The organism is Proluteimonas luteida (assembly GCF_021191695.1).
GTDB lineage: Bacteria > Pseudomonadota > Gammaproteobacteria > Xanthomonadales > Xanthomonadaceae > Luteimonas > Luteimonas luteida.
On the sequence record NZ_JAIWPT010000042.1, the window covers coordinates 1 to 2,042 of the forward strand.

A 2,042-nucleotide genomic window follows, 5' to 3' on the forward strand; every position below is an offset into this window, starting at 1 on the left:
CGCCGACGGGGCTTTCCCGAGCGCGCCCGTCGGCGGCAAAGCGCCGACCTACGGGGCCGACCCGTCCTCCACGAACGGCGCGAGCTGCGCCGCGAGCCAGTCGACGAAGACCTGCAGCAGCCGCGAACCGCGCTGCGGCGCCGGATACAGCACCGTGACCGGCAGCGCCGGCGGCGGCGTGGCCGGCAACAGCTCGACCAAGCGACCGGCGTCCAGCAGGTCGGCGATGTCGTAGCGGGGCACCTGGATCGCGCCGAGCCCGGCCAGCGCGCAGGCGATGTAGGTCTCGGCGTTGCCGACGCGCACCCGGCCACGCATCGGCCGCACCACGATGCCGTCGGCGGTGTCGAATTCCCAGTCCTCGGCGCGGCCGGGTGCGCCCTGTCCGAACTGCACCGCCGGCAGCGCGGCGATCGCGTCCAGATCGACCACCGGGTCGTGGCGCTGCAGCAGCGCGGGCGCCGCGCAACTGGCCTGGCGCAGGCGGCCCAGCGGGCGCGCGACCAGGTCGACGTCGCCGAGCGGCCCGACCCGAAGCACGCAGTCGATGCCGTCGCCGACCGGGTCGCTGATGCGGTCGCTGCCGCCCAGGTCGATCGCGACGCCGGGATGGGCCGCGAGGAAGCCGGGCAGCGCGGGCGCCAGCAGCCGCCGCGCCATCCGTGCCGGCACCTCGACCCGCAGCAGCCCAGCCAGGCCGTCGCCGGCGCGGAACAGCTGCGCGACCGCGTCCGCCTCGGCCAGCAGCCCGGCGCTGCGTGCGTACAGCAGGCCGCCATCGCTGCTGAGCCGGACCCGCCGCGTGGTGCGCTGGAACAGCGATGTGCCGAGGTGTCGCTCCAGCTGCCGGATCGCGGCCGACAGCGACGACGGCGCAATGCCCTCCAGCTCTGCCGCGCGGCTGAAGCTGCCGCAGTCGGCGACACGCCGGAACAGGGCGAGATGGCGCAACAGGTCCATGATTGTTCGGTATATCCGAATTGAAATTGAGGATTCATCCGGTTTATCCGAGCAATCGATCGCGGTCAACTGGCGCTCCCGACACACAGGAGCACGACATGGGCACGATCGACCATTCCCTGCGCGGCAAGACCGTGCTGATCGCCGGTGGCGCGAAGAACCTGGGCGGCCTGATCGCCCGCGACCTTGCCGAACATGGCGCCGCCGGCGTCCTGGTGCACCACCACGACGCGCGCTCGCGCGAGGACGCCGCGGAGACCGTGCGCGCGGTGGAGGCCGCCGGCGCGAAGGGCGCGACGTTCGAGGGCGACCTGACCAGGCCGCAGGCCGTCGCGGCGCTGTTCGACGCCGGCCTCGCGGCCTTCGGCCACGTCGACATCGCCATCAACACCGTCGGCATGGTGCTGAAGAAGCCGATCGTCGACGTCAGCGAGGCCGAGTACGACCACATGTTCGACGTCAACGCCAAGTCGGCGTTCTTCTTCCTGCAGGAGGCCGGCAGGAAGGTCGCGGACAACGGCAAGGTCTTGACCCTGGTGACCTCGCTGCTCGGCGCGTTCACCCCGTTCTACGCCGCCTATGCGGGCGCGAAGGCGCCGGTCGAGCACTTCACCCGCGCCGCGGCGAAGGAGTTCGGCGCGCGCGGGATCTCGGTCACCGCGGTCGGCCCCGGCCCGATGGACACGCCGTTCTTCTACGGCCAGGAAGGCGAGGAAGCGGTCGCATATCACCGCTCGGCGGCGGCGCTGTCGGCGTTCAGCCGCACCGGGCTGACCGACGTCGAGGACGTCGCGCCGTTCGTCCGCCACCTGGTCAGCGAGGGCTGGTGGATCACCGGCCAGACGATCCTGATCAACGGCGGCTACACGACGAAGTAGGCACGACGAAGCAGGCATGACGGTACCTGATTAGCACGAACACTCACTTGCGTGGTTGCCCCTCTCCCGCATGCGGGTGTATGGCCCGGCCACATGGTGGACAGGTGTTCGGGGACATGGTGGACACATTCAAGCTGCAGCATCGAAGCCCAACAGGAGCAGGCGATGCCGTGGCAGGAGGTGTCGACGATGTCGTTACGGGAA

2 protein-coding genes are annotated in these 2,042 nt (G+C 70.8%); one reads left to right on the plus strand and one right to left on the minus strand.

The genetic code is table 11. The features are described 5' to 3' along the window. Positions 1-48: 48 nt before the first annotated feature. On the minus strand, positions 49-960 hold the full coding sequence (locus LDO26_RS18085; protein ID WP_232132484.1) for a LysR family transcriptional regulator: 912 nt from the start codon (positions 958-960) through the stop codon (positions 49-51). A gap of 98 nt (positions 961-1,058) precedes the next feature. Here LDO26_RS18085 and LDO26_RS18090 point away from each other — a divergent pair, with 98 nt between their 5' ends. After that, positions 1,059-1,838: an SDR family oxidoreductase gene (locus tag LDO26_RS18090; protein WP_232132485.1), complete on the plus strand. Its 780-nt coding sequence runs from the start codon at positions 1,059-1,061 to the stop codon at positions 1,836-1,838. Positions 1,839-2,042: the final 204 nt, after the last annotated feature.

Coding starts and splice junctions, on each gene's coding strand:
- LDO26_RS18085 (WP_232132484.1), bottom strand. CDS start 960: ATGGACCTGTTGCGCCATCTCGCCCTGTTCCGGCGTGTCGCCGACTGC.
- LDO26_RS18090 (WP_232132485.1), top strand. CDS start 1,059: ATGGGCACGATCGACCATTCCCTGCGCGGCAAGACCGTGCTGATCGCC.